This is a genomic window from Limnohabitans sp. 2KL-27, assembly GCF_001269345.1.
Taxonomy (GTDB): Bacteria; Pseudomonadota; Gammaproteobacteria; order Burkholderiales; family Burkholderiaceae_C; genus Limnohabitans_A.
The window spans coordinates 1,789,739-1,814,179 of sequence record NZ_CXOP01000002.1; the positions used below are offsets into that span (position 1 = coordinate 1,789,739).

The 24,441-nt window shown below is 60.0% G+C and carries 19 protein-coding genes; 12 read left to right on the plus strand and 7 right to left on the minus strand.

Translation table 11 applies throughout. The features are described from left to right. Position 1 precedes the first annotated feature (1 nt). A complete protein-coding gene (gene map, locus LHAB_RS11400; RefSeq protein ID WP_090047918.1) occupies positions 2 to 877 on the minus strand; it encodes a type I methionyl aminopeptidase in 876 nt (291 codons plus the stop codon). Between the two features lie 141 nt (positions 878 to 1,018). Here map and LHAB_RS11405 point away from each other — a divergent pair, with 141 nt between their 5' ends. The 6 genes from LHAB_RS11405 (at position 1,019) to LHAB_RS11430 (ending at position 11,125) form a co-directional block, all read left to right on the plus strand. Beyond that, entirely contained in the window at positions 1,019 to 2,362 is a 1,344-nt protein-coding gene (locus LHAB_RS11405) for an NAD(P)H-dependent oxidoreductase (RefSeq protein ID WP_090046450.1), read from the plus strand. A gap of 196 nt (positions 2,363 to 2,558) precedes the next feature. After that, entirely contained in the window at positions 2,559 to 6,545 is a 3,987-nt protein-coding gene (gene purL, locus LHAB_RS11410) for a phosphoribosylformylglycinamidine synthase (protein WP_090046452.1), read from the plus strand. A 10-nt stretch (positions 6,546 to 6,555) separates the two neighbouring features. Next, positions 6,556 to 9,954 (plus strand): DEAD/DEAH box helicase, encoded by a 3,399-nt coding sequence (locus LHAB_RS11415; RefSeq protein ID WP_090046453.1) that lies wholly within the window; start codon positions 6,556 to 6,558, stop codon positions 9,952 to 9,954. A 106-nt stretch (positions 9,955 to 10,060) separates the two neighbouring features. Continuing rightward, positions 10,061 to 10,324, plus strand: a complete 264-nt coding sequence (locus tag LHAB_RS11420) for a cystatin domain-containing protein (protein ID WP_194943166.1) — start codon at positions 10,061 to 10,063, stop codon at positions 10,322 to 10,324. Positions 10,325 to 10,385: 61 nt separating this feature from the next. Continuing rightward, positions 10,386 to 10,640: a ribbon-helix-helix domain-containing protein gene (locus tag LHAB_RS11425; protein WP_194943167.1), complete on the plus strand. Its 255-nt coding sequence runs from the start codon at positions 10,386 to 10,388 to the stop codon at positions 10,638 to 10,640. After that, a complete protein-coding gene (locus LHAB_RS11430; protein WP_090046459.1) occupies positions 10,637 to 11,125 on the plus strand; it encodes a type II toxin-antitoxin system VapC family toxin in 489 nt (162 codons plus the stop codon). The genes LHAB_RS11425 and LHAB_RS11430 overlap by 4 nt, the downstream gene beginning before the upstream one ends. Here the strand turns inward: LHAB_RS11430 and LHAB_RS11435 are convergent, their stop codons facing one another. The 6 genes from LHAB_RS11435 to LHAB_RS11460 all read right to left on the minus strand — a co-directional run bounded on the left by LHAB_RS11435 (position 11,126) and on the right by LHAB_RS11460 (position 17,213). Continuing rightward, positions 11,126 to 13,096 carry a peptidase U32 family protein gene (locus LHAB_RS11435; RefSeq protein WP_090046460.1) on the minus strand — a complete coding sequence of 657 codons (1,971 nt, stop codon included), beginning with the start codon at positions 13,094 to 13,096 and terminating at the stop codon, positions 11,126 to 11,128. A 453-nt stretch (positions 13,097 to 13,549) separates the two neighbouring features. Then, the gene (locus tag LHAB_RS11440; RefSeq protein WP_090046462.1) at positions 13,550 to 14,323 is read right to left on the minus strand and encodes a peptidylprolyl isomerase; all 774 of its coding nucleotides are present in this window, start codon (positions 14,321 to 14,323) and stop codon (positions 13,550 to 13,552) included. Positions 14,324 to 14,405: 82 nt separating this feature from the next. Further along, positions 14,406 to 14,678 (minus strand): BolA family protein, encoded by a 273-nt coding sequence (locus LHAB_RS11445; RefSeq protein WP_090046464.1) that lies wholly within the window; start codon positions 14,676 to 14,678, stop codon positions 14,406 to 14,408. After that, positions 14,675 to 15,217, minus strand: a complete 543-nt coding sequence (locus LHAB_RS11450; protein WP_090046466.1) for a septation protein A — start codon at positions 15,215 to 15,217, stop codon at positions 14,675 to 14,677. The genes LHAB_RS11445 and LHAB_RS11450 overlap by 4 nt, the downstream gene beginning before the upstream one ends. A gap of 44 nt (positions 15,218 to 15,261) precedes the next feature. Further along, complete coding sequence (gene msrB, locus LHAB_RS11455) at positions 15,262 to 15,669, minus strand: peptide-methionine (R)-S-oxide reductase MsrB (RefSeq protein ID WP_369814119.1); 408 nt, start codon at positions 15,667 to 15,669, stop codon at positions 15,262 to 15,264. Then, positions 15,666 to 17,213, minus strand: coding sequence for a protein adenylyltransferase SelO (locus LHAB_RS11460; protein WP_090046468.1), 1,548 nt, complete (start codon positions 17,211 to 17,213; stop codon positions 15,666 to 15,668). Before LHAB_RS11460 ends, msrB begins: the two co-directional genes overlap by 4 nt. A 121-nt stretch (positions 17,214 to 17,334) precedes the next feature. Here LHAB_RS11460 and LHAB_RS11465 point away from each other — a divergent pair, with 121 nt between their 5' ends. The 6 genes from LHAB_RS11465 (at position 17,335) to LHAB_RS11490 (ending at position 24,313) form a co-directional block, all read left to right on the plus strand. Beyond that, the gene (locus LHAB_RS11465; RefSeq protein WP_090046470.1) at positions 17,335 to 18,963 is read left to right on the plus strand and encodes a 3-(methylthio)propionyl-CoA ligase; all 1,629 of its coding nucleotides are present in this window, start codon (positions 17,335 to 17,337) and stop codon (positions 18,961 to 18,963) included. Positions 18,964 to 19,088: 125 nt separating this feature from the next. Beyond that, positions 19,089 to 20,321 (plus strand): branched-chain amino acid ABC transporter substrate-binding protein, encoded by a 1,233-nt coding sequence (locus tag LHAB_RS11470; protein WP_090046472.1) that lies wholly within the window; start codon positions 19,089 to 19,091, stop codon positions 20,319 to 20,321. A gap of 198 nt (positions 20,322 to 20,519) precedes the next feature. Further along, on the plus strand, positions 20,520 to 21,554 hold the full coding sequence (locus tag LHAB_RS11475; protein ID WP_090046473.1) for a branched-chain amino acid ABC transporter permease: 1,035 nt from the start codon (positions 20,520 to 20,522) through the stop codon (positions 21,552 to 21,554). A gap of 4 nt (positions 21,555 to 21,558) precedes the next feature. Continuing rightward, positions 21,559 to 22,851 carry a branched-chain amino acid ABC transporter permease gene (locus LHAB_RS11480; protein WP_090046475.1) on the plus strand — a complete coding sequence of 431 codons (1,293 nt, stop codon included), beginning with the start codon at positions 21,559 to 21,561 and terminating at the stop codon, positions 22,849 to 22,851. Next, entirely contained in the window at positions 22,848 to 23,618 is a 771-nt protein-coding gene (locus tag LHAB_RS11485; protein WP_090046477.1) for an ABC transporter ATP-binding protein, read from the plus strand. Before LHAB_RS11480 ends, LHAB_RS11485 begins: the two co-directional genes overlap by 4 nt. Beyond that, positions 23,618 to 24,313, plus strand: a complete 696-nt coding sequence (locus LHAB_RS11490) for an ABC transporter ATP-binding protein (RefSeq protein ID WP_090046479.1) — start codon at positions 23,618 to 23,620, stop codon at positions 24,311 to 24,313. Before LHAB_RS11485 ends, LHAB_RS11490 begins: the two co-directional genes overlap by 1 nt. The last annotated feature ends 128 nt before the right edge of the window (positions 24,314 to 24,441 follow it).

Below are 24,441 nucleotides of genomic sequence, written 5' to 3' on the forward strand. Positions count from 1 at the left end.
GTCAGGCCGTGGCTTTGTCTTGGATGAAGGCGGGCACTGGCGGCATGCCCGCAGAAATGGTCAGCACCTCGTAGCCGGTTTCGGTCACCAGCACGGTGTGTTCCCACTGGGCCGACAGGGAGTGGTCCTTGGTCACGATGGTCCAGCCATCGCCCATTTCCTTGATGTCGCGCTTGCCCGCGTTGATCATGGGCTCGATGGTGAAAATCATGCCGGGCACCAACTCGACCAGCGTGCCGGGCTTGCCGTAGTGCAGCACTTGCGGCTCTTCGTGAAAACCGCGGCCAATGCCATGGCCGCAGAATTCACGCACCACCGAAAAGCCGTGGCCTTCGGCAAATTTCTGGATCGCATGACCGATGTCGCCCAGGTGTGCGCCAGGGCGGACCTGTTCGATGCCTTTCCACATGGCCTCATGCGTCAAGCTGGCCAGTCGCTTGGCCGCGATCGAGGCTTCACCCACATGGAACATCCGGCTGGTATCGCCGTGCCAGCCATCCTTGATGGTGGTGATGTCGATGTTCAGCGAATCGCCCTTTTTGAGGGGCTTGTCGTTCGGAATGCCATGGCAAACCTGGTGGTTGATGGAGGTGCAGATCGACTTGGGGTAGGGCTTGTAGCCGCCCGGCGCGTAATTGAGCGGGGCCGGTATGCACTGCTGCACATTGACCATGTAGTCGTGGCAGAGTTTGTCAATCTCGTTGGTCGTGACACCGGGTTTGACAAAGGGTTCGATGTAATCGAGAACTTCGGCAGCCAAGCGACAGGCCACACGCATGCCTTCGATGTCTTCGGCGTTTTTGATGGTGATGCTCATGGCTTGGATTATCCCATTGAGCGATCTTGCTTGCTGGCAAGGGTGGCTGCAACCGTTCAGGTCGATGGGTCGCACGGGAGACTTTTTGAACGCCCACTGGCCGACTGGGTGCTGTGCACAAGGGTTAAAGTGAATCGAAATGCAGCAGGCCCAGGCCGCTTGCTGTCCTGATCAGCCACGAGATGAACGGAGAGCCGACTTATGAACTTGCACGCCAAACTCCTGCAGCGCGCCGCCGAAAACCGCCCCATCCGCATCGGTCTGATCGGTGCGGGCAAATTCGGCTCCATGTACCTGGCGCAAATTCCCCGCACCCCCGGGGTGCACTTGGTGGGCATCGCCGATCTGTCGCCTGACAGCGCCCGCGCCAATTTGGCCCGCGTGGGCTGGCAGGCCGAACGCCTCACGGCCTCCAGCCTTCATGATGCCGTCAAAAACGGCACCACCCATGTGGGCGACGACTGGCAAAGCCTGGTACGCCACCCGGCGGTGGATGTGATCGTGGAATGCACAGGTTCGCCCCTGCACGCGGTTGACCACATTTTGGAAGCGTTTGCCCACCGCAAGCATGTGGTCAACGTGACGGTGGAGGCCGACGCCTTTTGCGGCCCCTTGCTCGCCACCCGGGCGCAATTGGCTGGCGTGGTTTATTCGCTGGCCTTTGGCGACCAGCCTGCGCTCATCTGCGATTTGGTGGACTGGGCGCGCACCTGCGGTTTTCCGGTGGTGGCCGCGGGTCGGGGCCACAAATGGCTGCCGCATTTTTGCGAATCCACACCCGAAACCGTGTGGGGCTATTACGGCCTCACGCCCGAACAGGCCGAGCGCGGGGGGCTCAACCCCAAAATGTTCAACAGCTTTCTGGATGGCTCCAAACCCTCGATCGAGAGCACGGCGGTGTCGAACGCGACGGGCCTGGGTGTGCCCAGCAACGGCTTGCTCTACCCACCGGCCAGCGTGGAAGACATCCCTTACGTGACCCGTCCGATCTCGGAAGGCGGTGTGCTCGAGCGCAAAGGCATGGTCGAGGTCATCTCCAGCCTCGAGACCGATGGCCGGAAAATCCCCTATGACATCCGCATGGGCGTTTGGGTCACGGTGGAGGCCGAAACCGACTACATCAAGAACTGCTTTGAAGAGTACAACGCCCACACCGACCCCTCAGGCCGTTACTTCACGCTCTACAAACGCTGGCACCTGATTGGCCTGGAAGTGGGTGTGAGTGTGGCGAGCGTCGCCCTGCGCAACGAGCCCACAGGCGTGGCCATCGGCTGGAACGCGGACGTGGTGGCCACGGCCAAGCGCGACCTCAAACCTGGTGACATGCTGGACGGCGAGGGCGGCTACACCGTCTGGGGCAAGTTGCTGCCGGCGGCCACCTCCAAACGCATGGGCGGCGTGCCGCTGGGCTTGGCCCATGGCGTCAAGGTCATTCGCCCCGTCGCCAAGGGCCAAAGCCTGACGTGGGACGATGTGGCCATGGACACCAGCACCCACGCCTACCAAATTCGGCGCGAGATGGAGGCGACTTCGTTGCTGGGTTGACCGATCTGCGGCACTTTGAACAACAAAGCCGTGCTGCTTGTGCAGCACGGCTTTTTGCTTCTTGAAAAACACAGTCCTGGATCTGTCCATCTCGCCTCCAGATCAGGGTTTCCCCCGTTAAAATACCGCCTTTGCCGGTCAGCCCCAGTCAGCGGCCCCGGAACAACGGTTTTCCGTCTCTTTACAAGGCCACCCCGTGTCCCTGCACATCACGACTTTTGAAGGCGCCAGTGCCCTCAGCGACTTTCGCATTGCCCAGTTCTTGCCTCGATTGGCCGCCATTTCGCCGCAAATCCAGGGAATTTCGGCCCGTTTTGTGCACTTGGTGGCGACAGTGGACCCTTTGGCTGAGGCCCAAAAACAGACCTTGTCGGCCTTGTTGACTTATGGCGAGCCCTATGCCGGACCGGTCGATGGCCCCCTGATCGTGGTCAGCCCCCGCATCGGAACCGTGTCCCCTTGGGCTTCCAAAGCCACAGACATCGCGCACAACTGCGGTTTCGATGTGCGCCGCTTGGAGCGTCTGACCGAATACCGTTTGACCATGAAGTCGGGCCTTTTGGGCGCGGCCAAGCTCAGCCCCGAGCAACTGGGCCAAGTGGCTGCGGTGCTGCACGACCGCATGACCGAGTCGGCCATGCCCAGCCGCGACGAGGCCGCTGCCCTGTTCACGGCCCTCACCCCCGCGCCCATGGCCCATGTGGACGTGTTGGGCGGTGGACGCGCGGCGCTGGAAGAAGCAAACAAAAACTGGGGCCTGGCCCTGGCCGACGACGAAATCGACTACCTGATCAAGGCCTTCACCGGTCTGCAGCGCAACCCCACCGATGTGGAGTTGATGATGTTCGCCCAGGCCAACAGCGAGCACTGCCGCCACAAGATTTTCAACGCCGAGTTCACCATCGACGGCGTGGCGCAGCCCAAGAGCCTGTTCGGCATGATCCGCAACACCCACCAACTCAGCCCCCAGCACACGGTGGTGGCGTATTCGGACAACGCATCGGTGATGGAAGGCCACACCGTGGAGCGTTTTGTTGCGCGTTCGGCAAAGCAGGGCGCGGCTTACCAATCAGAACAAGCCCTGCACCATGTCCTGATGAAGGTGGAAACCCACAACCACCCGACCGCGATTTCGCCATTTCCGGGCGCCGCTACGGGCGCGGGCGGTGAAATCCGTGACGAGGGGGCCACAGGTCGCGGCTCCAAGCCCAAGGCGGGACTGACCGGTTTCACCGTGTCCAAACTCTGGGGCGGCATGTCCGACCAAGCGGGCGGCAAGCCCGAGCACATCGCCAGCCCTTTGCAGATCATGACCGAGGGCCCATTGGGGGGCGCGGCCTTCAACAACGAGTTCGGCCGCCCCAACTTGTTGGGCTATTTCCGCGAATACGAGCAGACCGTGGATGGCGTGGTGCGCGCTTACCACAAGCCCATCATGATCGCGGGCGGTCTGGGTCAGATCGATGCCGAGCAAACCCAAAAGATCGAATTTCCTGCGGGCAGTTTGCTGATCCAGCTGGGTGGCCCCGGCATGCGCATCGGCATGGGCGGCAGCGCCGCCAGCTCGATGGCCACCGGCACCAATGCGGCCGACCTCGACTTTGATTCGGTGCAGCGCGGCAACCCCGAAATCGAGCGCCGGGCGCAAGAGGTCATCAACCACTGCTGGGCGCAAGGCGCGCACAACCCGATCCTGGCGATCCACGATGTGGGCGCGGGTGGTTTGTCCAACGCTTTCCCTGAATTGACCAACGACGCCGGTCGCGGTGCACGTTTTGATTTGCGCGCTGTGAAGCTGGAAGAGTCCGGCTTGTCGCCCAAAGAAATTTGGTCCAACGAAAGCCAGGAACGCTATGTGATGGCGATCGCGCCCGAGTCTTTGGCGCAGTTCACCGCCTTTTGCGAACGCGAACGCTGCCCGTTTGCGGTGATCGGTGTGGCGACCAATGAACGCCAGCTGGTGCTGGAAGACAAAGGCCAAGCGTCACCGGTGGACATGCCCATGGACGTGTTGTTGGGCAAGCCGCCCAAGATGCACCGGGACGTGACGACCGTGGAGCGCCAGTCGCCTGCCATGGACTTGACGGCCGTCTCTTTGCAAAAAGCCGTGATCGACGTGTTGAGCCACCCCACCGTGGCGTCCAAGCGTTTCCTCATCACCATCGGCGACCGCGCCGTGGGTGGCCTCACGCACCGCGACCAAATGGTGGGCCCCTGGCAAGTGCCTGTGGCCGATGTGGCGGTGACCCTGGCCGATTACGCGGGTTTTGCGGGCGAAGCCATGAGCATGGGCGAGCGCACCCCTTTGGCTTCGCTGAACGCCGCAGCCTCTGGGCGCATGGCCGTGGCCGAAGCGATCACCAATTTGCTGGCCGCGCCCATCGAGCTGCCCCGCGTCAAGCTGTCGGCGAACTGGATGGCCGCTTGCGGCGAACCGGGCGAAGACGCCGCTTTGTACGAAACCGTCAAGGCGGTGGGCATGGAACTGTGCCCGGCGCTCGACATCTCGATCCCCGTGGGCAAAGACAGTTTGTCGATGCGCACGCAGTGGCAAGCGGATGGCCAGACCCGCAAAGTCACTTCGCCCGTCAGCCTGATCATCACCGCCTTTGCCAGCTTGCCCGATGTGCGCGGCACGCTCACCCCGCAACTGGACGCGCACACCGATGACACCAGCTTGCTGCTCATCGACCTGGGCCAAGGCCGCCACCGCATGGGCGGCAGCGTGCTCGGCCAGACCTTGGGCCAATTCGGCGACCAAGTCCCGGACCTGGATGACCCACAAGCCTTGGTCAATTTGGTCAAAGCCATCAATGTCCTGCGCGCCAAGGGCCAAATCTTGGCTTACCACGACCGCAGCGACGGCGGTTTGCTCGCGGCTGTGGCCGAAATGGCTTTTACGGGCCATGTGGGCGTGGCGCTCAATGTGGACATGCTGGTCACCGAAGGCGATGGCATTTCTGACAGCCGCGCTGACCACGGCGACGCCAAAAACTGGGCGGGCCAAGTCAGTGCCCGCCGCGACGAGCTCACGCTCAAAGCCTTGTTCAATGAAGAGCTGGGCGTGGTGCTGCAGGTGCGCACGGCCGAGCGCAATGCGGTGCTGCAGACTTTGCGCGAGCACGGCTTGTCCAAGCACAGCCATGTGATTGGCAAAACCCGTCCCTCGCAGTCCACCATCCAAAAGGGCGTCGGTGAATTGAGCATTTGGCGCGACACCAAAGAGGTGTTTGCCGCCAAGCTCGAAGACCTGCACCAGGTCTGGGACAGCGTGAGCTGGAAAATTTGCCAGCAGCGCGACAACCCCGCTTGCGCCGATGCCGAACATGCCGCCGCTGGCCGTGCCGATGACCCCGGCATGCATGTGGCGCTGAGCTTTGACCCGTCCGACAATGTGGCCGTGCCCTTCCTGAATTTGTCACGTCCCAAAGTGGCGATCTTGCGCGAGCAGGGCGTGAACTCGCATGTGGAAATGGCCTATGCCTTCCACCAAGCCGGTTTCGAGGCGCACGATGTGCACATGACCGACCTGCAATCGGGCCGCGCCCATTTGGCCGATTTCCAAGGCCTGGTCGCGTGCGGTGGCTTCAGCTATGGCGACACCCTGGGCGCTGGCATCGGCTGGGCCCGCAGCATCACCTTCAACCCGGCTTTGGCCGAGCAGTTCAAGGGCTTTTTCAGCCGCACCGACACCTTTGGTCTGGGCGTTTGCAATGGCTGCCAGATGTTTGCCGAACTGGCCGACATCATCCCGGGTGCGCAGGCCTGGCCGCGCTTCACCACCAACCAGAGCGAGCGCTTTGAAGCCCGCTTGTCGATGGTGGAAGTGCTCGAGTCGCCCTGTTTGTTCCTGCAAGGCATGGCAGGCAGCCGCCTGCCGATTGCCGTGGCGCATGGCGAAGGCTTTGCGAACTTCAAGCACCGGGGCCATGCGGCGCAGGCCATTGGGGCCATGCGATTTGTGGACAACACCGGCGCGCCCACCGAGCAGTACCCGTTCAACCCCAACGGCAGCGCGGGCGGTCTAACGGCCGTGACCACGGCCGATGGGCGCTTCACGGCCATGATGCCGCACCCTGAGCGGGTGTTCCGCAATGTGCAAATGAGCTGGACGAGCGGGGACATCAACGCCAGCAGTCCTTGGCTGCGGGTGTGGCAAAACGCCCGCAAGTGGGTGGGTTGAGCTGCCCCGCATGAAGTCCCACAACCCGGCTCAGTGGTTCCCGCCCTCGCAACTGGCTTTTTACTTTGACCAGGGCGCTTGGTCGCGCGGCACCACCCTCTACCTGCAAGACAAGGTCTTGTCTTCACAGCTCATGCCTGATGGCGACGGCTGGCGTTTGCAAGGCCAGGTGCAGGGCAACGATGCACAGCCCTATTCGGTCAATGCCGAATTGCGCGTGAGCGCGGGCGGCAACTTGAGCGATTGGCGAAGTGGTTGCACCTGCCCGGTCGGCCGTTACTGCAAGCACGGTGCGGCGCTGGGCATTTTGGCGTCGATGCAAGGGCTGGCCTTGCTCAACGAGTGGGGCCCCGATGGTCCTTCCGACGAGGTGCTGGAGCGCCGCTCCCAGATGGAAAAAGAGCGGGCCCTGAACCACGCCGAATACCTGGTGCGTGACTGGCTGACACGCCTTGAACATGCCAACGGTCCGCCCGCCTACACCTTGCCGAGTGCCACGCTCGATCAGTTTGTGTACAGCTTATCGGTCGTTCAAAACGCCTCCAAACCCTTGTTTCACTTGGCCGTTAAGCGGGCAGCGCAAAAGCGCAACGGCGAGTGGGGCAAAGCCAAAAAGCTGAGCACCGAGCCGTCGCCACACGACCCCATTTGGCAAACCAGCAGCCCCTTGGACCGTGATATTTTTGACCTGTTGAAGGCTTGTCCGGCTGCCAGCAGCTTCAGCGCCTATGGTTTTCAAAACGAGGTCAAGCTGCAGGGCATGCCGGGCCAATTGTTGTTGAAGTTGTGCAGTCAGACCGGCCGCTTGGTCTCGGACGATGGCATCGCTTTGCGCTGGCAAGACGCGCCAGAGACGTTGGTGGGTGCATGGCGCGAGGTCAAAGGCCAAGACCATTTGCCCGATGGCTGGCAGCTGACCATGCAGCCGCAGCGCCCGGGGGTGGTGTTTGGTCTGAACCAGCCGCCTTTTTTCATGGACACGGAGCAGGGCGTTTGTGGCCCCTTGGACACGCAGGGCCTGAGTGCCAATGCCCTTCAAGTGCTGTCCAATTCGCCCGTTTTGCCAGAGAGCGTGGCCTTCAAGTTCCAAAACCAGTTGCTCGAGCGTTTGGGTCCTGTGCGCTTGCCGCCCGTGATCGAGCAGATGCCCGAGATTCGGGAGGTCAAACCCCGCGCTGTCCTTGAGATTGCGCCCGTGCACCCCGCCGACCGTGGTGTTCAGGGGCTGTTTTTGGCCGAATTGACGTTTGACTATGACGGTCACCGCGGCTTTTGGCCTGGCACCTCAAGCCGTGTCATGGTGGGGCAGGGCAAACAAGCGCGGATGTTGCTGCGCGATTTGCCCAGCGAGCGCAAAGCCTGGGATTCGGTGACCGCGTTGGGGCTGGTGACATTGGACGCCAACCTGCTGGTGGTGCCGCCCGATCAATCGCAGCAGCGCTGGCTGGAATGGGTCGAGAGTGACTTTGCACCCTTGCGCCAAGCGGGCTTGGACGTGCATTTCATCGCGGGCGCTACCCCTTGGCTGCGCCAGGCCGATGACGTGCACATCGATTTGACGGGGGATGCTGAAGCGCCGGAAACCTCACCGTGGTTTGACTTGTCGTTGGGCATGGACATCGACGGCAAACGGGTGAACATCCTGCCTTGGGTGCCGACGATTTTGGCGACGCTCGCTCAAATCAGCAGCGCGACCCCCGAGGGCGACAAGGCCGGCTTGCCGCCGTATTTGTACCTGCCCGACTTGCAAGGCGAGGGATTTGTCAAGTTGCCCACCGCCAAAATCGAGCCTTGGCTGAGCACCCTGATGGAGTTGGTGTCCGAGCGCGGACGCGATTGGGGCGGCGATGAACTGCGCCTGTCCCGTCTGGAAGCCCTGCGCACCGCAGCTTCCCTGGGCGAGGGTGTGGCCTGGGCGGGTGCCCAAAGCCTCATGAATCTGGTGGAGCAAATGCGCGGCCTTGACAGCTTGCCTGTGGTCAATGCACCCGGCAGCTTGCAAGCCACCTTGCGGCCATACCAGCAGCAGGGCTTGAACTGGTTGCAGTTCTTGCGCAAGCACCACTTGGCCGGTATCTTGGCCGATGACATGGGTCTGGGCAAAACCCTGCAGACGCTCGCGCACATCCTGACCGAGAAGGAAGCCGGTCGCCTCATCCATCCCGCTTTGATCGTGGCCCCGGTGACGTTGCTGAGCAATTGGCAGCGCGAAGCCGCCCGCTTTTGCCCCAGTCTGCACACCCACATTCACCATGGCCTGACACGCCACGATGCCGCTCAAGACCTGAGCGGTTTTGACATCGTGCTCACGCCTTACTCCTTGTTGCACCGTGACCGCGAGCTGTGGATGGCCACCGATTGGCACCTGCTGGTGCTGGACGAAGCGCAAAACATCAAGAACGCCAACACCCACGCCGCGCAAACCGTGGGCGACATCCCAGCACGGCATCGCCTGTGCTTGTCGGGCACGCCCATGGAAAACCACTTGGGTGAGTTGTGGAGCCTGTTTCACTTTTTGATGCCTGGTTTTTTGGGCAGCCAAAAGCGCTTTGGCGAACTGTTTCGCCACCCGATCGAGCGCTTGGGCCACAGCGAAAAAATGGACCAGCTGCGCAAGCGCATCACACCCTTTATGCTGCGCCGCACCAAAGACGTGGTCGCCAGCGAGCTGCCGCCCAAGATCGAAACCTTGATGCCTGTGCCGCTCCAAGGCCAGCAGGCCGACCTGTACGAAACCATCCGTTTGGGCATGGAAAAAACCGTGCGCGATGCCCTGAACGCACAGGGTTTGGCCAAATCCCAAATCACCATTCTGGATGCGTTGCTCAAGCTGCGCCAAGTGTGCTGTGACCCGCGCCTGCTCAAACTGGGCACAGCCAGCCAAGTGCAGCAATCGGCCAAGCTCGAGCAACTGCTCGACATGTTGCCCGAGATGGTGGCGGAGGGGCGCAAGATTTTGCTGTTCTCGCAGTTCACCCAGATGCTCAGCCTGATTGAGCAGGAGCTTCCGCGTCTGGGCATTCCATGGGTCAAGCTCACGGGCCAAAGCAAAAAACGCGACGCCCTCATTGAGCAGTTCACCAGCGGGCAGGTGCCACTTTTCCTGATCAGCCTGAAGGCCGGGGGCGTGGGCTTGAACTTGCCGCAGGCCGACACGGTGATCCATTACGACCCGTGGTGGAACCCTGCGGTGGAAAACCAGGCCACCGACCGGGCCCACCGCATCGGCCAAACCCAAAGCGTGTGGGTGCTCAAACTTGTGGCCCAAGGCACGATTGAGGAGCGCATGCTGGCCCTGCAAGAGCGCAAAGCCCAACTTGCGCAAGACATGTATTCTGGCGCGGTGCAACGCAAAGAGCCGTTGTTTGGCGAGTCCGATCTGAACGAGTTGTTCAAGCCGCTGGGATGAAAGATGGGAATCGACTTTGTTGAAAGTCTTGCTTTTCTTCGCTTTGGCTTGCGTCAGTGCTTGCAGCCCCGACAAGACGACGGATGTACCTCCCACCCAAACCCAAATGGGTGCATGGGCCCCCATCGACGCTTTTAACCCCGATGTTCAAGAAGCTGCGCGCTTTGCGGTGCAAACTTTTGCAGTTCAAAACAAGGTTCGAGTGCTTTTCAAAGAAGTCACCCAAGCCCGCCAGCAGGTGGTGGCCGGCCTCAACTTACAGTTGCAGCTTCAAGTGACACTGGACGGCGCCCCTAAAAACGTCAACGTGACGGTGTGGCGACAGCTCTATGGGGACTACCGTTTGCAGTCTTGGGATTGGGTGGACTGATGGCGGACTTTACAAAGGTGACTTGATCGGTAATAATAAATTTATTACGCGAGAAAATGCCATGACCACCACCGTCAAACTGCCTGACCCTTTGGAAAAATCCCTTCGCCAGCGATGTGCGCAAGAAGGCCGCAGCATCAGCGAAGTCATGCGCGATGCACTCACTGCGTATTTGGCTCAGCCTGCAGTCACCGCATCGGCTTTTGCCTTGGGCGAGGGCGTTTTTGGGCGATTTGCAGGAAAAGATGATTTGGCCGAAACCCACAAAATCCAAGTGCTTGATGTGTGGGAAGACAAGCAGGGACGGCGTTCATGACCCGCGTGGAAAAACGACCGCTTGCTGTCCAAGAGCCCCATGCGCTTTACTTGCGCCACTTACCCGTGCAAGACGCCCTGATCGACAGCGGCCCTTTGCTGGCCTTGTTCAATCGGGGTGACAAATGGCATGCACCTACTTTGGCCTTGCTGCAAGCTCAGCCGCAGTTGCGTCTGCACAGCACTTGGCCCGTTTTGACCGAGGTGTGCGCCCTGTTGGCGAGGCGCATCCACAACGACGCAGCGCTTGATTTTTTGCAGTGGGTGCAGCGCGGCGCGGTGCAGCTGGACAGTCCTGCCGACTGGAGCTTGACCAGCGTGTTGGCCATTTGCCAGCGTTTTGCCACTTTGCCGCTGGACTTGGCAGACGCCTCGATCGCCGAAGCCGCTGAACGTCTAGGCATTCGGCATGTGGTGTCGATCGACCAAGACTTCGATGTTTACCGGGATGCCAAAGGGCAAGCCTTGGTCAATTTGCTGCGCTGATCAGTGAATGCCCACCACAGGGCGTGTCTTGTAAAACTGAACCGGGCTTTCTGCCACAGAGTTCAGCACCGATTTTTTGATCTTGCCCACCACATGCATCTCGCAGGGCTTGCAATCAAAGCGCAGCGTGAGTTTTTCCTTGCCGTTGATGAGCTGCATGGGTTCGGCTTTCACCGTGCCTTGCACGCCGGTCACGCCTTTGGCCTGCTTGGGGCACAAGCTCAGACTGAAGCGCACGCAGTGCTTGGTGATCATCAGGCTGACCTCGCCCAGTTCTTCTTGGCTTTCATAGGCCGCATCAATGACCTTCACGCCGTGCTTGGCATAAAAGTCGCGGGCCTTTTGGTTGAACACGTTGGCCAGATAGGTGAGCGTATCTTCTGGATATGCGACTGGCGGCTCCACCGGCAGCGCTCGAGGCAGGCGTTGCAGGCCATGAGTGCGGGCGTCTTCGAGTGCCTGCACGGCGTCGCGTCGCAAGGCGTTGAGCTGTGAGGGCGGCACAAACCAGGGGCGGGGCAGTGCAACTTGAACATCCAGCGGCTCAAAGAGGGTGTCCCCCAGTTTGCCCAAGGCGCTTTTGAGCTTGTCCTCGGCCAAGGCTGGGTCTTTGGGGGCTTGCCAAGCGATGGCCATGTGCGCCGTGGCGCTGTGTCCCACTTCGTCGGTCAGCGTCAGTTGCAGACCATGGTTGTTTTCGGCCAGCTGCATCCACACGCCCATGCGGCGCTCAGCAGATTTTTTGTCCAGCGTGCGCACCCAACTCATGTCGCGGTTGCGGTTGACCTCAACGCCTTGGCGCAAGTCCTTGAAGCCGTCCATCGGGTCTTTGGGGAACAAGCGCCAGACACCCTTGGCTTTTTGTGCTTCGGCGCGGTTGATCTGCAGGCCGACCAGCTCTTTTTGCAGGTCGTAATAGCAAAGACCATCGCCGTTGTGCAGCACGGTGGACGGGTCATCGGTGGTGATTTCCAAGTGCTCGGGCGTGACTTTGCTGACCCAACCGATGGTCTGGCCCGGGTTTTTGGGGGTATCGAAGGCGCCGATGTCTTCCTTGCGGCCTTGCACAAAGTAGTCGGTGAACTCGCGGTTGAAGTTTTGGTTCGGGTCGGGCTCGAAGCTGAAGGTGGTGCGGCCGTGCGAGGACGGGGCCAACTCGGGCCGCTCGGCCAGCACTTCGTCGAACAGCTTGCGGTAATGGGCCGTGATGTTTTTCACATAGGCCATGTCCTTGTAGCGGCCTTCGATCTTGAAGCTGCGGATGCCCGCGTCCACCAAGGCACGCAGATTGTCGCTTTGGTTGTTGTCTTTCATGCTGAGCACGTGTTTGTCGTGCGCCACGATGCGGCCTTGCGCGTCTTTGACTTCGTAGGGCAGGCGGCACGCTTGCGAACAGTCGCCCCGGTTGGCGCTGCGGCCCGTATGGGCGTGGCTGATGAAGCACTGGCCGCTGTAGGCCACACACAAAGCGCCGTGCACAAAAAATTCAATCACCGTGCGCTCGGTGTCGATGACATCGCGGATGGCACTGATCTGAGGCAGTGTGAGTTCGCGGGCGAGCACGATCTGGCTCAAACCTGCGTCTTGCAAGAATTTGGCTTTTTCGGGGGTGCGGATGTCGGTTTGCGTGCTGGCGTGCAGCTGGATCGGCGGCATGTCGATCTCGAGCAAGCCCATGTCTTGGATGATCAGCGCATCTACACCCGCGTCATACATTTGCCAGGCCAGCTTGCGTGCACCTTCCAGCTCATCGTCACGCAAGATGGTGTTGAGCGTGACAAAGATGCGGCTGTGAAAGCGGTGGGCGTATTGCACCAGCTTGGCAATGTCCTGCACCGAGTTGTCGGCGGTGGAGCGCGCACCAAAAGACGGCCCGCCAATGTAGACCGCATCGGCGCCGTGGTTGATGGCTTCGATGCCGATATCGATGGTGCGGGCAGGCGCGAGGAGTTCGAGGTGGTGAGGCTGCATGGCTTGGGATTATCCCAGCTTGTGTCCTTTAGCTTTGTAGATGCCTTTTCGCCATGAGGTAGCCCTGAAGCGGCGGGCACTGGCCGGGGCTCAGAGGCGCTTCGCTTTGCCACATCGCCCCAGCCAATGCCCGCCGCTTCAGGGCGTGGGTGTTCGTGGTTCAGGTGCAGGTGCAGGTTTGAAGTTTGGCGCTGCCTTCGGCTGGTGGTTAGCCAAGACACGGTGGGGCTGAAGGCTCCGACATATTGGGGTGCGCCTTCCAGAGACGCCCCACAAAAGGTTTGGGCGCGGGATGGGGTGATGTGGCAAAGCGAAGCGCCTCTGAACCCCAGCCCGCGCCCAAGCCTTTTGCCCCACAAATCAAAGTGGACCCTCTCAAGGCCCAAAATTTGACCACTGCGCAAACAAAAAAACGCGACCGAAGTCGCGTTTTTCAGAGGGGCAAAGTCCAGATCACTGGATCTTGGCTTTGGCGCGCAGGTCTTCCTGGAACTTGGCCAGTTTTTGCTGCTGCAACTGCTGAGAAATCTGAGGCTTGACCTCGTCGAGCTTGGGCAACTGGGCCTCACGCACATCGTCCACGCGGATGATGTGGAAGCCAAACTGGCTCTTGACGGGGGCATCGGTCATCTGGCCTTTAGCCAGTTTCACCATGGCGTCAGAGAATTCGGGCACATAGCTGCCCGCGGCGGCCCAATCCAGGTCACCGCCATTGGCGCCAGACCCTGGATCTTTCGAGGCTTTCTTGGCCAATTCTTCAAAGCTGCCGCCTTTTTTGATGTCGGCAATCAGAGCCTTGGCTTCGTCTTCCTTTTCCACCAGGATGTGGCGGGCGCGGTATTCCTTGCCACCGTTTTCCTTGACGAATTTGTCATATTCAGCCTTGATGTCGGCATCGGTCACCGGATTTTTCTTCTGGAAATCGGCAAACAACTGGCGGATCAGGATGGTTTGACGGGCCAGTTCCAACTGGGTTTTGTACTCTTCGCTGGCGTCCAAGCCGCGCTTGCGGGCTTCTTGCATGAAGACTTCCCGGGCGATCAGCTCTTGCTTGATTTGGTCCAAGACTTCAGGCGTCACAGGGCGACCCGAGGCTTCCACTTGCTGCTGCAGCGCTTTGACGCGCGAAGAGGGCACGGGTTTGCCGTTGACCACAGCCAGGTTTTGCGCCAGAACGGGGGACGCCAGCAAGGCCACCAAGGCGGCGCTGAGCATTTGCTTTTTCATCGTATTTTCCTAAGAGACAGGGTGTCGGAGAGGGGGCTAGGGTTCAAAAAAAGGGGCTGCCACCCAAGGGTGACGGCCCGGTTCAGATCAGCTCGATGGCCAGGGCATGCAAGCCTTGGTCCATGAAATCTTGCAGCGCATCATACACAAGGCGATGGCGCTGAACACGTCCGATGCCGGCAAACAGGGGTGAGGCAATGCACACACGCATGTGCGTGCCTTCTCCACTGTCGTTGGCCCCGACATGGCCCGCATGTTGGGCGCTCTCGTCGATCACGCGCAGCGCGGTGGGTTGCAGGCGCTCGGTCAGGCGGGCGTGGATTTGGGCGCTCAAGGGCAGGGTGCCGGTGCTCATTTCTGGTCGCCTTCGTCTTTGGGCAAATAGCGCGAAATGTACAGCCCCTGGCCCAGAATGAATGCGACAGGGAACACATAGCCCCAGAGTTTGAAATTCACCCAATCTTCGGTGCTGAAGTAATGGGCCACATAGGCGTTGATGGCGGCCATGAACAGGCAGTACAACATCCACGACAGGTTCAAGCGGTTCCACACGGCGTGCGGCAGCTGCAATTGGGTGCCCAGCAGCATGTGCAGGAAGTTTTTCTTCAACAACCAGTGCGCCACGGCCAGGGCGATCGCCAGGCCCGAATACAGCAAGGTGGGTTTCCACTTGATGAAGCGTTCATCGTGCAGGCCCAGCGTCAAGGCACCAAAGCCCAGCACCAGCACCAGCGTGATCTTGTGCATGGTCAGCAACTTGCCGTCCATCTTGTAAATGATGGCGGTTTGCAACACGGTCGCACCCATCAACACGGCCGTGGCGGTGTAGATGTCGGCCATTTTGTACGCGCCGAAAAACAGCAGGATGGGGAAAAAATCGAGGATGAATTTCATGAAAAATGGTTGAAGACTGCGCAAGGGGCCGCAGCCGTGGTCGGTCAGGAAGCTTCGAAGTCTAACGAAGCCGAGTTCATGCAGTAACGCAGACCCGTGGGCGCGGGGCCATCTTCGAACACATGGCCCAGGTGTGCGCCGCACTGGGCACACACGGTTTCTACTCGGCGCATGCCGTGGCTGGTGTCCACACGCTCTTCGATGGCTTGTTCGGAGGTGGCTTGGAAAAAGCTTGGCCAGCCGCAGCCCGCATCAAACTTGGTGTCGGACTTGAACAATTCGGCGTCGCAGCAGATGCAGCGGTAAATGCCGCTGGACCAATGGCCTTCGTATTTGCCGGTGAAGGGCCGCTCGGTGGCGGCTTGGCGTGTGACGGCGTAGGCCGCAGGCTCGGCCCCTTTGGCGGCCAGCAGTTCGCGCCACTCGTGGTCGGTTTTGGTGATTTTGCTCATGATGAACAGCTGATTTCCAGTTGACCCGCCCAATCGGGCGGCAGGGCGGCATGGGCCTCATAGCCCGGATGCTCGTCGAAAGGCGACTTTAACAACATGTGCAAGGTCTCGATTTCGGAGAAGTCACCCGCCTGGGCCTGCCGGATGGCGATCTCGGCCAAGTGGTTGCGCAAGACAAACTTCGGGTTGGTGCGCAGCATCTGATCGCCCATGGCCGAAAAATGCGTCTGACCGGTGCGGGCGGTGTACCGCGCCAACCAAGCCAGCAGGCGAGGGCGGTCCAGCACCAGGTCGGTCACGGAGCGCCAAGCCGCATCGGTCACCGCCGAGGCCTGGGATTGCTGCACCACCGCGTGGCTCAGTTGCCGCCAAAACAAGGTGAAGTCCACTTTTTCGGCGGCCATCAGCTGCATCACGTCTTCGACCAAAGTCCAGTCGGCTTCGCGCTCGGACTCGGGCGCCAGGGCGCCCGTCAGGCCCAGCTTGGCCCGCATCGCATCCCCCAAAAAGCGCGGAAACTGGCTCTTGTAGCCTTCCAGCACCTCCAGCGTCATGTCATGGTCATCGATCAAAGGGGCCAGCGCTTGCGCCAGGCAGTAGAGGTTCCAATAGGCCACATTGGGTTGACGCCCGTAGGCATAACGCCCCTGGTGGTCCGAGTGGTTGCAGACGTGGCCCGGATCAAACCCGTCCATGAACTGGAAGGGCCCGTAGTCGATCGTCAAGCCCAAGAGGCTCATGTTGTCGGTGTTCATCACGCCGTGGCAAAAGCCCACCGCTTGCCACAAGGCGAGCAGCCGGGCGGTGCGCTCTTGCACCACATCGAGCAAGGCCGCGTAGACATTGCCTTGCCAAAGTGTGGCGCGTTCCATGCACTCGGGCAGGTGGTGGGCGAGGGCATGGTCGGCCAGAGCGCGCAGACTGTCCGTGTCGCCTTGGGCTGAAAAATGCTCGAAGTGCCCAAAGCGCAAAAAACTGGGGGCCACGCGGGCCACCACGGCAGCGGTTTCGAGGGTTTCGCGCCGCACCGGCTCGGGTGAGGCCACCAAACACAGCGCCCGGGTGGTGGGAATGTCCAGTCCATGCATGGCCTCGCTGCACAAATACTCGCGAATGCTCGAGCGCAGCACGGCCCGGCCATCGCCGCCGCGTGAGTAGGGCGTGCGGCCTGCGCCTTTGAGCTGGATTTCCTGGGGTCCTTGGGTGGACGCGGCTTCGCCCAGCCAAATGGCTCGCCCGTCGCCCAGCTGTCCGGCCCATTGCCCAAACTGGTGCCCGCTGTAGACCGTGGCCAGAGGCTGTGAGCCGACCATGGTCGCATTGCCTGCGAAGGCCTGCAGGTGGTCCTCGTCAAAGAGTTGTACGGGCCAGCCCAGTTCGTGCCGCAAAGCTTCGTTGCGGGCCGCCCAGCGGGGCGCTGCCACGGGTGTAGGCTGCAAGGTGGTGAAAAAACTTGTCCCCAGTTGGGTCAGGCGGTGCGTCCAGTCCAGCACGGGCTGGTCGGCTGGTGTGTTGGCGGGATTTTCCAAAGGAGCAGATGACATGGTGTGTGATTGTCACCCCCTTGACAAGCACCCGCTCTTTGGCGGGTTTTAGGCCCAGGACCGGCTGAACTCGGGTGCACAATGATTCGTTCAAGAACAACACTTCTGACAGGAGCGCCCCATGCTGGGATTGATGCAACAGCAATCATTGCTGATTTCTTCACTGATCGACTTTGCCGAAAAACACCACGGTGACAGCGAGATCGTCTCGCGCCGTGTGGAGGGCGACATCCACCGCTACGCTTGGGCCGATGTGGCCCGACGCTCACGCCAAGTCGCCAACGCTCTGGATGCCCAGAAGGTGCCGCAAGGCGCGCGCATTGCCACGCTGGCCTGGAATGGTTACCGCCATTTGGAGTTGTATTTTGGTGTGAGTGGCTCAGGCCGTGTGTTGCACACCATGAACCCTCGCCTTCACCCGGAGCAGCTGGCCTGGATCGCCAACCATGCCGAAGACCAGGTGCTGTGCTTTGACATGACTTTTTTGCCCCTGGTGCAAGCGGTGCATGCCCAGTGCAAAACCATCACCCACTTTGTGGCCTTGTGCGACGCCGACAAGTTGCCCGCCGACACCGGCATCCCCAACCTGGTCAGTTACGAGGCCTGGATGGGCCAGCAGCCGAGTGACTACACGTGGCCGCAGCTCGATGAAAACACGGCCTGCAGCTTGTGCTACACCAGCGGCACCACGGGCAACCCCAAAGGGGCCCTGTACAGCCACCGCTCCACGGTACTGCATGCGTATGCCGCCGCTTTGCCCGATTCGATGTGCATCTCGGCGCGCGACTCGATCTTGCCAGTTGTGCCCATGTTCCACGTCAACGCCTGGGGCATTCCCTACAGCGCGGCCATGGCGGGATCCAAATTGGTCTTTCCTGGCCCTGCGCTCGACGGTAAATCGGTGTACGAACTGATCGAAGCCGAAGGCGTGACTTTTGCGGCTGGCGTGCCCACTGTTTGGCAAATGCTGCTGGGCCACATGGCGCCAGCAGGCCTGACATTCAGCACCCTCAGCCGCACGGTGATTGGCGGATCGGCCTGCCCACCCGCCATGATCGATGCCTTCCGGCAAAACTACAACGTGGATGTGCTGCACGCATGGGGCATGACCGAGCTCAGCCCACTCGGCACCGTGTGCACCCTGAAAAACAAACACCTGAGCTTGCCCGCAGATGCGCAGATGAAGCTGCGCATGAAACAAGGCCGTTGCATCTTCGGCATCGACATGAAGATCGTGGACGCGCAAGGCCATGAATTGCCGCACGACGGCAAGGCGGCGGGTGACCTGTTGGTCAAAGGCCCTTGGGTGATCGCTTCGTATTACAAACAAGAAGGCGGTAACCCCTTGGTGGATGGCTGGTTCCCAACGGGCGATGTGGCCACGATCGACGCCGATGGTTTCATGCAAATCACCGACCGCAGCAAAGACGTGATCAAGTCCGGTGGCGAGTGGATCAGCTCGATCGACGTGGAAAACATCGCCATGGCCCACCCGGCCGTCGCCATGGCCGCTTGCATTGGCATGCGCCACCCCAAGTGGGACGAGCGACCGATTGTGTGCGTGGTCAAGAAGCCAGGGGCGCAAGTCAGCCGCGAAGAATTGATCGCCTTCTACGATGGCAAGACCGCCAAGTGGCAGATTCCGGACGATGTGGTGTTTGTCGATGCGATTCCTTTGGGGGGCACGGGCAAGATGCTCAAGACCCGTTTGCGCGAGCAATTGGCCAACTACGTGTTGCCAGGTCTTTGATGCGCGTCAAACCCGCGCGGATTCAAGTCGCGCGGGTGATATGCCTTAGGGGCAAACCCCGAGCGCATTCGGTATTTCAGCGGTTACGCTGACACCGTACAAATTCACAACGCAGGAGCCCTTGAATGAAAACCACCCACCGCTTGATCGCCGCAGCTGCCTTGGCTGCTTGTTCCTTGGGCGCTCATGCGCAAAAGGGCGAAACCGTCAAAATTGCCTGGATCGATCCTTTGTCCGGTTTGATGGGGCCCGTGGGTAACAACCAGCTCAAGAGCTTTCAGTTTTTTGCCGAGAAATTCAACAAGACCAATCCGGCCGGCGTCAAATTCGAGGTGATTGGCATCGACAACAAGCTCAGCCCTGCCGAAAGCTTGAACGCACTCAAAGCCGCCCTTGACCAGGGTGTTCGTTACATCACCCAAGGCAACAGTTCTGGTATTGCAGGTGCCTTGATCGATGCGGTGAACAAGCACAATGAGCGCAACCCGGGCAAAGAGGTCATTTTTTTGAACCATTCTGCGGTTGACCCGGACTTCACGAACAGCAAGTGCAGCTACTGGCATTTCCGTTTTGATGCCGACACTTCGATGAAGATCGAGGCCATGACCACCTTCATGAAAGACGACAAGTCCATCAAAAAGGTCTATCTCCTCAACCAAAACTATTCACACGGCCATCAAGTCGTCAAGTTCGCCAAAGAAAACTTGGCGCGCAAGCGCCCTGACATTGAAATAGCGGGTGAAGACCTCCATCCCTTGGCACAAGTGCGAGATTTTTCGCCTTACATCGCCAAGATCAAGGCTTCAGGCGCCGACACCGTGATCACCGGCAACTGGGGTTCTGACTTGGCTTTGCTCGTGAAGGCGGCCAACGAAGGCGGCTACAACGGCAAGTTTTACACCTATTACACAGGCGTCACTGGAACGCCGACCGCTTTGGGCCAAAACGGTGCAGGTCGTGTGTACCAAATCGCCTATGGTCACTACAACATGGGCGGTCAAATGGACAAATGGGCCGCTGAGTTCAAGCAGCGGTTCAATGATGATTTCTACACCCATTCCATCATTCGAATTTACGAATCTCTTGGCGCTGCCATGGCAAAAGCCAAATCCACCGATCCGGTCAAGGTGGCCGCGGCTCTTGAGGGTTTGAAGTTCAACACGTTCAATGGTGAAGTGGAAATCCGCAAGACCGACCACCAACTGCAGCAACCGCTGTACATGACGGTTTGGCAAAAAGCGGATAAAAAATACCCTTACAGCCCCGAGAAAACCGGTATGACCCTGGCTCCCGTCAAGGATATCCCTTCTTATGTCGCCAGCACACCCACCAGTTGTCAGATGAAGCGTCCTGGCTGAGGCGCACCCCCAGCCGCTCCAGGCCTCTGAGCGATCCGTTGCGTGCGCTCAGGGATGGGCGGTGGGGCCAAGGCCCGATCACCTGAGGGTTCATCGGGCTTTTTTTTGGGCGGTTGGGCCCCCATGAGACCGGGTTGGCCACAAGCCAGCCCACTTTCGGTAACGCAGTAAGACCTGGCAGGGTCTGGAAAGTTTGTGATGGAGTTTTTCATCATTTCCATGCTCAACGGCCTCAGTTACGGGCTGTTGTTGTTCATGCTCAGCTCCGGGCTGACGCTGATTTTCAGCATGATGGGCGTGCTCAACTTTGCACACGCCAGTTTTTACATGGTCGGTGCCTATTTCGGCCACACCTTGTCTAATTGGATAGGGTTTTGGCCTGCACTCATCGTTGCACCGTTTTTGGTGGGCGCTTGTGGAGCGCTTTTTGAGCGTGTCACCCTTCGCAAAGTGCACCCATTTGGCCATGTCCCCGAATTGCTGGTCACCTTTGGTCTGTCCTATGTGGTGGTCGAATTGGTGCAGCTCGTGTGGGGCCGCACGGCGGTCGAGTTTCCGCCGCCCGAGATTTTGCGCAGCTCGGCGTTCACGCTGATCAACCACTCGGCCAATGGCTTGAGCATGGTTTGGGGCTCTGCGCCTGCCGAGATGTGCAGTGCAAGCGATGCCGCCATCCGCGTGGTGTGTTCGCCGTTTCCTGCCACACGCGGCTTCATGATGCTGGTGGCCTTGCTCATGCTGGTGTCCTTGTGGCTCTTGCTCACCCGAACCCGGATCGGTCTGGTCATTCAGGCTGCCCTGACCCATCCCGACATGGTGGAGTCGCTCGGCCACAACGTGCCGCGCGTGTTCATGCTGGTGTTTGGTGCTGGCACGGGCCTGGCCGGGCTGGCGGGTGTGATCGGTGGCAGCACCTTTGTGACGGAGCCGGCCATGGCCGCCACCGTCGGCTCGGTCATCTTCGTGGTTGTGGTGGTGGGCGGCATGGGCTCGCTGTCGGGGGCCTTTTTGGCATCCATCCTGATTGGCGTGATCCAGACTTTTGCAGTGGCCATTGACTACTCCTTTTTGACCCTGGCCAAGGACATGGGCTGGGCCTTGTCAGCCGCCACGCAAGAAAATTCCTTTGCCAAGCTCACGCTGTCCCAGGTCGCGCCCATCTTGCCCTACCTGTTCTTGGTGCTGATCCTGATCTTCCGACCCAAGGGTCTGCTGGGTACACGCGAGACTTGAAGCCATGGCTGCTGTTTACAAATTCAAACCTTACAACGTCGGCCGCTGGGTCATCTGGAGCTTGTTTGCGCTGGTGTTGGTGGCCTCACCTTGGGTGTTCACCAGCAACTTGTCGACCACCATGCTTGCACAAATGGGCATCGCCATCATTGCGTGCTTGTCCTACAACATGCTGCTGGGTCAAGGCGGCATGCTCAGTTTTGGCCACGCGGTGTACACGGGCCTGGGTTCCTACATGGCCATTCACGCGCTCAACGCCGTGAGTGCGGGCAAGCTCAACATCCCGGTCAGCCTGCTGCCCATTGTGGGTGGCTTGACCGGCATGGGTTTTGCCATCTTGCTCGGCTGGGTCACCACCCGCAAATCGGGCACCACCTTTGCCATGATCACCTTGGGCGTGGCCGAGTTGGTGTTCGCCATGTCGCTCATGTTCTCGGAGTTCTTTGGGGGGGAAGCGGGCGTTTCGGGCAACCGCGTGGCCGGTCAGCCATTCTTTGGCATCACCTATGGCCCGCAAGTCCAGGTGTATTACCTGATCGCGGCCTACACATTGGTGTGTGTGGCCCTCATGTACGCCTTCACGCAGACGCCGTTGGGCAGGATTTTGAATGCCGTTCGCGACAACCCCGAGCGGGTCGAGTTCATCGGCTACAACACGCAGCGCGTGCGTTACATGGCGTTCATCATCTCGGGATTTTTTGCGGGCATCGCGGGCGGCCTGGCTGCCCTGAACTTTGAGATCGTCACCGCCGAAGTGGTGGGGGCCGCCCGCTCGGGTGCTTATTTGTTGTTCACCTTTTTGGGCGGTGCGACCTTCTTCTTTGGCCCCATCATCGGCGCCGTGCTGATGATCATCGCCTTTGTGCTGCTGTCAGAGTTGACCAAGGCCTGGCTGCTGTACTTGGGCTTGGTGTTTTTGTTCATGGTCATGTATGCCCCAGGCGGCATTGCCAGCCTGATCATGATGAACCTTCGGGTGGCCAAGTTCGGCAGGCTTCGCCAGATCTGGACCAGCTACCTGGGCTTGGGCCTGACCGCCATCGTCATGCTCGCCGGAGCAGGGGCCATGATCGAGATGGTCTATCACCTGCAACTCAATTCGGCCCTGGGTGACACCGTCAAGTTCATGGGCGCCACGCTCAACGCCAAGAGCCTGGACAGTTGGTTCGGTTCTGCTTTCGTCATGCTCACGGGCCTGGGCTTGTTCGAGCTGGCCCGCAGGCAGTTTGCACGCGATTGGGGTGAAATCCAGACCGACATCGAAAAAGAAATCAAGCGAAGGGAAACGGCCTTATGAGTTACGCCCTCGAACTCCAGGACGTGCGCAAGAACTTCGGCAAGACCGAAATCATCCGGGGTGTGAACTTGGCCGTGAAGGCCGGTGAGCGCGTGGCTGTGATTGGCCCCAATGGCGCAGGCAAGTCCACGTTGTTCAACCTGATCAGCGGCCGCTTTGGCCCCACCAGTGGCGAGATTTTGCTCAATGGGCTGGCCATCCAGAACAAGACGCCTTATGAGATCAACCGCATGGGGCTGTCGCGCAGCTTCCAGATCACCAACATCTTTCCCAAGCTGAGTGTGTTTGAGAACCTGCGCTGCGCGGTGCTCTGGAGCCTGGGCTACAAATACAGCTTTTTCAAGTTCCTTTCGGGCCTGAAAGACGCCAACGAGCGCACCGACGCGCTGCTGGAAATGATCCGCTTGGACAAAAAAAGGGACGTGTTGGCGGTCAATTTGACCTACGCTGAGCAGCGGGCGCTGGAAATCGGCGTGACCATTGCGGGCGGCGCGGAGGTGATTTTGCTGGACGAACCCACGGCCGGCATGAGCAAGAGCGAGACCTCGCGTTTCATCCAGCTCATCAAGGACGTGACCGTGGGCAAAACTCTGCTCACGGTGGAGCACGACATGGGCGTGGTGTTTGGCTTGGCCGACAAGATTGCCGTGGTGGTGTATGGCGAAGTCATCGCCTTCGACACCCCCGAGGCCGTGCGGGCCAATGCCAAAGTGCAGGAGGCCTATCTGGGTTCTCCCGTCGCAGACAGCCAAGCAGGAGGCCACTGATGCTGCAAATCGACAACCTCCACGCTTACTACGGCAAAAGCCATGTGCTGCATGGCGTTAATTTCGACGTGGGGCAAGGCGAAATCGTGGCCTTGCTCGGGCGCAACGGCTCGGGCCGATCGACCACCGCCAAGGCCATCATGGGTTTGGTGACGTGCGAGGGGCGCATCGACTGGAAGGGTCAGCCCATCCAGGGCAAAAAAGCCTATGAAATCGCCCACCTCGGCTTGGGCTATGTGCCTGAAAACCGCGAGATTTTCCCCAAGCTGACCGTGAGCCAAAACCTTCAGTTGGGCCAAAAACGCAGCGGACAAAACGGTCGCTGGTCCTTTGATGACATGTTTGCCATGTTCCCTCGCCTCAAGGAGCGCGAGCACACCGAAGCCGGGGTGCTGTCGGGCGGCGAGCAGCAAATGCTCACCTTGTGCCGGACCCTGATGGGAGACCCCGACCTCATCATCATCGATGAGCCTACCGAGGGTCTGGCGCCCAAGATTGTGGAGTTGGTGGGCCAATTCTTGCAAAGTCTCAAGGCGCGGGGTGTTTCGGTCCTGTTGATCGAGCAAAAGCTCACCATTGCCATGAGCATTTCTGACCGGGCGCTGGTCATGGGCCATGGCGCCATCGTGTTCCAGGGCACGCCAGACGAGCTGAGGGCCAACACCTACATCCGCAAGGAATGGTTGGAAGTCTGATGCAGCTTAGAGTGGGTTCCCGTCACGTCCCTGTGGCGACAAAATTTCTGCTTTGACGGGCCTATTTATGTCTACAATGCTCAAAAACGAACGGTCGTTCTTTTTTAACTTTTCACGCAAAGGAAGCC

Bases quoted from the DNA above. Each gene is read 5' to 3' on its own strand.
- LHAB_RS11435 (WP_090046460.1), bottom strand. From the start codon at position 13,096: ATGCAGCCTCACCACCTCGAACTCCTCGCGCCTGCCCGCACCATCGAT.
- LHAB_RS11440 (WP_090046462.1), bottom strand. From the start codon at position 14,323: ATGAAAAAGCAAATGCTCAGCGCCGCCTTGGTGGCCTTGCTGGCGTCC.
- LHAB_RS11425 (WP_194943167.1), top strand. From the start codon at position 10,386: ATGACCACCACCGTCAAACTGCCTGACCCTTTGGAAAAATCCCTTCGC.
- LHAB_RS11405 (WP_090046450.1), top strand. From the start codon at position 1,019: ATGAACTTGCACGCCAAACTCCTGCAGCGCGCCGCCGAAAACCGCCCC.
- LHAB_RS11430 (WP_090046459.1), top strand. From the start codon at position 10,637: ATGACCCGCGTGGAAAAACGACCGCTTGCTGTCCAAGAGCCCCATGCG.
- LHAB_RS11475 (WP_090046473.1), top strand. From the start codon at position 20,520: ATGGAGTTTTTCATCATTTCCATGCTCAACGGCCTCAGTTACGGGCTG.
- LHAB_RS11420 (WP_194943166.1), top strand. From the start codon at position 10,061: ATGGGTGCATGGGCCCCCATCGACGCTTTTAACCCCGATGTTCAAGAA.
- LHAB_RS11415 (WP_090046453.1), top strand. From the start codon at position 6,556: ATGAAGTCCCACAACCCGGCTCAGTGGTTCCCGCCCTCGCAACTGGCT.
- LHAB_RS11470 (WP_090046472.1), top strand. From the start codon at position 19,089: ATGAAAACCACCCACCGCTTGATCGCCGCAGCTGCCTTGGCTGCTTGT.
- msrB (WP_369814119.1), bottom strand. From the start codon at position 15,669: ATGAGCAAAATCACCAAAACCGACCACGAGTGGCGCGAACTGCTGGCC.
- LHAB_RS11465 (WP_090046470.1), top strand. From the start codon at position 17,335: ATGCTGGGATTGATGCAACAGCAATCATTGCTGATTTCTTCACTGATC.
- LHAB_RS11490 (WP_090046479.1), top strand. From the start codon at position 23,618: ATGCTGCAAATCGACAACCTCCACGCTTACTACGGCAAAAGCCATGTG.
- LHAB_RS11485 (WP_090046477.1), top strand. From the start codon at position 22,848: ATGAGTTACGCCCTCGAACTCCAGGACGTGCGCAAGAACTTCGGCAAG.
- LHAB_RS11445 (WP_090046464.1), bottom strand. From the start codon at position 14,678: ATGAGCACCGGCACCCTGCCCTTGAGCGCCCAAATCCACGCCCGCCTG.
- LHAB_RS11450 (WP_090046466.1), bottom strand. From the start codon at position 15,217: ATGAAATTCATCCTCGATTTTTTCCCCATCCTGCTGTTTTTCGGCGCG.
- LHAB_RS11460 (WP_090046468.1), bottom strand. From the start codon at position 17,213: ATGTCATCTGCTCCTTTGGAAAATCCCGCCAACACACCAGCCGACCAG.
- LHAB_RS11480 (WP_090046475.1), top strand. From the start codon at position 21,559: ATGGCTGCTGTTTACAAATTCAAACCTTACAACGTCGGCCGCTGGGTC.